Here is a 4,216-nt window from a genome sequence, read left to right as displayed (position 1 = left end):
GGAGGTCACCCAGGCCACGCTCTCCCGCGACCTGGTCGAGATCGGCGCGGTGAAGCTCCGCGCCGACGACGGCAGCCTGATCTACGCCGTGCCCGGCGAGGGCGGCGAGCGGATCCGCCGCGCCCGCACCGGCGCCGCCGAGACCTTCACCGGCCGGCTGTCCCGGCTCGCCGCCGAACTGCTCGTGTCGGCCGAGGCGTCGGCGAACCTGGTCATGGTGCGGACCCCGCCGGGCGCCGCCCAGTACCTGGCCTCGGCGATCGACCACGCCGAGTGGCCGTCCGTCCTCGGCACGGTCGCGGGCGACGACTCGATCCTCGTGATCGCCCGCGACCCGCACGGCGGGGAGGACCTCGCCCAGGCGCTGCTGCGGCTGACCGGCACGCGCGAGCGACGAACCCAGGGGCCGCCGGGCGGCCCCGACCCCGACCCGTCCTGATCCGCGGGACCCGGCGGATTCGCCGTACGCTGTTGCGGACGCAGCCGCCAGGCGATCCACGCGGGGGGCAATCCGTGCCGTGCCCGGCAGAGGCGGCATGGTGAGATGGCAGTTGACCGAACGACCAGCGGTGGGAAGTAGAGGATTCTCCGTGACCAAGGCACCGACGCGGCTGTGGGGCGGCCGGTTCGAAGGCGGCCCGTCGGACGCGCTCGCGAGGCTCTCGGTGAGCGTCCAGTTCGACTGGCGGCTCGCCCCGTACGACCTGATGGGATCGCGCGCGCACGCCCGCGTCCTCAACCGGGCGGGCCTGCTCACCGACGACGAGCTGGAGCGCATGATCGGTGCCCTGGACGACCTCGAGGAGGCGTGCCGCAGCGGCGAGTTCCGCCCCACGGTCGCCGACGAGGACGTCCACACCGCCCTGGAGCGGGGCCTGCTGGAGCGCCTCGGCGCCCTCGGCGGCAAGCTGCGCGCCGGCCGCAGCCGCAACGACCAGGTCGCCACCGACCTGCGCCTGTACCTGCGCGACCACGTCCGCCAGATCGTCTCGCGGCTGGTGGAACTGGAGACCGCGCTGATCGCGCAGGCCGAGCACAACCTCGGCGTCGCCGCGCCCGGCATGACGCACCTCCAGCACGCCCAGCCCGTGCTGTTCTCCCACCAGCTCCTCGCGCACGTCCAGCCGCTCACCCGCGACATCGACCGGCTGCGCGACTGGGACCGCCGCGCCGCCGTCTCCCCGCTCGGCTCCGGCGCCCTCGCCGGCTCCTCCCTGCCGCTGGACCCGCAGGCCACCGCCGCCGAGCTCGGCTTCGACGCCGCCGCGCCCAACTCCATGGACGCCGTCGCCGACCGCGACTTCGTCGCCGAGTTCCTCTTCGCGGCCGCCCTGATCGGCGTGCACCTGTCCCGCCTCGGCGAGGAGGTGTGCCTCTGGGCCTCCCAGGAATTCCGCTGGATCGAGATGGACGACACCTACGCCACCGGGTCGTCGATCATGCCGCAGAAGAAGAACCCCGACGTCGCCGAGCTGGCGCGCGGCAAGGCCGGCCGCCTCATCGGGCACCTCGTCGGCCTGCTCACGACCCTCAAGGGCCTCCCGCTCACCTACAACCGCGACCTCCAGGAGGACAAGGAGGGCGCGTTCGACTCCGTCGAGACGCTGCTGCTCGTGCTGCCCGCCATGTCCGGGCTCATCGCGACCATGCGGGTCAACACCGAGCGGCTGGAGGCCCTCGCCCCGGACGGCTTCGCCCTCGCCACCGACCTCGCCGAGCTGCTCGTCCGCCGCGGCGTGGCGTTCCGCGACGCCCACGAGGTCGTCGGGCACCTCGTCGTCTGGTGCCAGGTCAACGACAAGGACTTCGACGACCTCACCGACGAGGAGCTCGGCAAGGTGTCGCCGCACCTGACGCCGGACGTCCGCGAGGTGCTGAACGTCCAGGGCGCCCTCGCGTCCCGCAAGGCCTACGGGGGGACGGCGCCCGACCGCGTCCGCGAGCAGATGGGCGCGCTGCGCAGCCTCGTCAACGGCCACGCCGCCTGGGCCGCCGGCTCGGACTCCTGACCCGGCGGGACGGGGGCGGCCGCCGCGGTGCGGACCGCCCCCTAGGCTGGTCGACCGGCGAAGCTGTTCCCTAGACCACGGTGAGGCGATGGACGGAGCGTTGCTGCCCCGCGAGTTCTTCGACGGCCCGGTGGAGGAGGTCGCGCCCGCGCTGCTCGGGCACGTGATCAGCCACCGCACCCCGGAGGGGGAGGTGGCGGCCCGGCTCACCGAGGTGGAGGCCTACGCGGGCCCGCTGGACCCGGCCTCGCACGCCTACCGGGGCCGGACCCGGCGCAACGAGGTCATGTTCGGGCCGCCCGGGCACGTCTACGTCTACTTCACCTACGGCATGCACTTCTGCATGAACCTCGTGTGCGGCCCGGACGGGACGTCCATGGCGGTGCTACTGCGCGCCGGAGAGATCATCGCGGGGGAGGACGTCGCACGGGCGCGCCGTCCGCGCTCGACCGTCCGCGACCTGGCGCGTGGCCCGGCCCGGCTCTGCCAGGCCCTCGGCGTCGCCCGCGAGCAGAACGGACTGGACGTGTGCGCGCCCGGCGGACCGATGGCGGTGCTCAGGGGCGAGCCCGCCGATCCCGCACTGATCCGCAACGGCCCCCGGACCGGCGTCAACGGCGCCAAGGAGGTCCCGTGGCGGTTCTGGATCGACGGGGATCCCAGCGTGTCGCCCTACCGCCCCCACGTCCCGAGGCAGCGCAGGAAGATCACCGCCGAGGGCTGACCCGGCGCGGTCACCAGGCCGGCCGGTAGCCGCCCCGCCACGGCGGACGTTGAATATCGTTGGCGTGACAGCCGCCCGCCAGTGCAGCCTGGGGGCGTACACCGAATGCAAGCCGGAGACGAGGGAGACCGTGACCGACATCCTGGATGATCTCGCGTGGCGCGGCCTGATCGCGCAGTCCACCGACCTGGACGAACTGCGGGCCTTGCTCGCCGCGGGACCGGTCACCCTCTATTGCGGCTTCGACCCGACGGCGCCCTCGCTGCACCTCGGCAACCTCATCCAGATCCTCACGCTGCGCCGCTTCCAGAAGGCCGGGCACCGGCCGATCGGCCTGGTCGGCGGTGCCACGGGCCTGATCGGCGACCCGAGCGGCAAGAGCGCCGAACGCGTGCTGAACTCCGAGGAGACCGTCGCCGGCTGGGTCGACCGGGTCCGCGGGCAGGTGTCGGCGTTCCTCGACTTCGACGAGGGGCCGACCGCCGCGACGATGGTCAGCAACCTCGACTGGACCGGCCCCATGTCGGCCATCGAGTTCCTGCGCGACATCGGCAAGCACTTCCCGGTCAACCGGATGCTGGCCCGCGAGACCGTCCGCGCCCGGCTCGACTCCACCGGTATGAGCTACACCGAGTTCAGCTACGTCCTGCTCCAGTCCATGGACTTCCTCGAGCTGTACCGGCGCCACGGGTGCCGGCTGCAGACCGGCGGAAGCGACCAGTGGGGCAACCTCACCGCGGGCGTCGACCTGATCCGCCGGGTCGAGGGAGGCAGCGCGCACGCGCTGACCACGCCGCTGCTGACCAAGGCGGACGGGTCCAAGTTCGGCAAGACCGCGGGCGGCGAGACCTACTGGCTCGATCCCGAGCTGACGTCGCCGTACGCGTTCTACCAGTTCTGGATCAACGCCGACGACCGGGACGTGGAGAAGTTCCTGAAGTTCTTCAGTTTCCGTCCCCACGAGGAGATCGAGGACCTGGTCAAGCAGGGCGCCGACCGTCCGGCCGCGCGGGCCCCGCAGCGGGCGCTCGCCGAGGAGATGACCACGCTCGTGCACGGTGCGGACGAGACCGCGCGGGTCATCGCGGCCTCCCGTGCTCTGTTCGGGCAGGGTTCCCTGGAGGAACTGGACGAGCGAACGCTGCAGGCCGCCCTCTCCGAGGTGCCGCGCGCGGAGGTGCCCGCGGGAGAGCTGCCGCCGGTGGTGGACCTTCTGGTGGCGTCCGGCCTGTGTAAGAGCAAGTCGGAGGCACGCCGTGCCATCGCCCAGGGCGGCGCCTACCTCAACAACGCCAAGGTCGAGTCGGAGGACGCGGTGCCGGCGTCCGCCGACCTGCTCCACGGCCGCTTCCTCGTGCTGCGGCGCGGCAAGCGCAACGTGGGCGGCGTCGAGGTGACCGCCTCCTGAACCGCCTCCCGACCGCCCGCCCGGACCCTGCTCGCCCCGGCCGTGACCCGCCGCCTCATCGACGCCTTCGTCACC

At 72.9% G+C, this 4,216-nt stretch carries 4 protein-coding genes; all 4 read left to right on the top strand.

Annotation, left to right across the window (positions count from 1 at the left end; translation table 11 throughout):
• Positions 1 to 439 (top strand): arginine repressor (locus AB0C69_RS38910; protein ID WP_360361122.1); only part of this gene is annotated, 439 nt, incomplete at its 5' end.
• Positions 440 to 590: 151 nt separating this feature from the next.
• The gene (argH, locus tag AB0C69_RS38905) at positions 591 to 2,009 is read left to right on the top strand and encodes an argininosuccinate lyase (RefSeq protein ID WP_360361119.1); all 1,419 of its coding nucleotides are present in this window, start codon (positions 591 to 593) and stop codon (positions 2,007 to 2,009) included.
• An 88-nt stretch (positions 2,010 to 2,097) separates the two neighbouring features.
• Complete coding sequence (locus AB0C69_RS38900; protein WP_345178992.1) at positions 2,098 to 2,733, top strand: DNA-3-methyladenine glycosylase; 636 nt, start codon at positions 2,098 to 2,100, stop codon at positions 2,731 to 2,733.
• Positions 2,734 to 2,863: 130 nt separating this feature from the next.
• Positions 2,864 to 4,141 (top strand): tyrosine--tRNA ligase, encoded by a 1,278-nt coding sequence (gene tyrS, locus AB0C69_RS38895; RefSeq protein ID WP_360361116.1) that lies wholly within the window; start codon positions 2,864 to 2,866, stop codon positions 4,139 to 4,141.
• Positions 4,142 to 4,216: the final 75 nt, after the last annotated feature.

It is taken from the genome of Actinomadura sp. NPDC048032 (assembly GCF_040653175.1).
GTDB lineage: Bacteria > Actinomycetota > Actinomycetes > Streptosporangiales > Streptosporangiaceae > Spirillospora > Spirillospora verrucosospora.
Note: the sequence above shows the minus strand (reverse complement) of the source record. Positions and strands in the feature narration are given on the sequence as shown.

Coding starts and splice junctions, on each gene's coding strand:
- AB0C69_RS38900 (WP_345178992.1), top strand. CDS start 2,098: ATGGACGGAGCGTTGCTGCCCCGCGAGTTCTTCGACGGCCCGGTGGAG.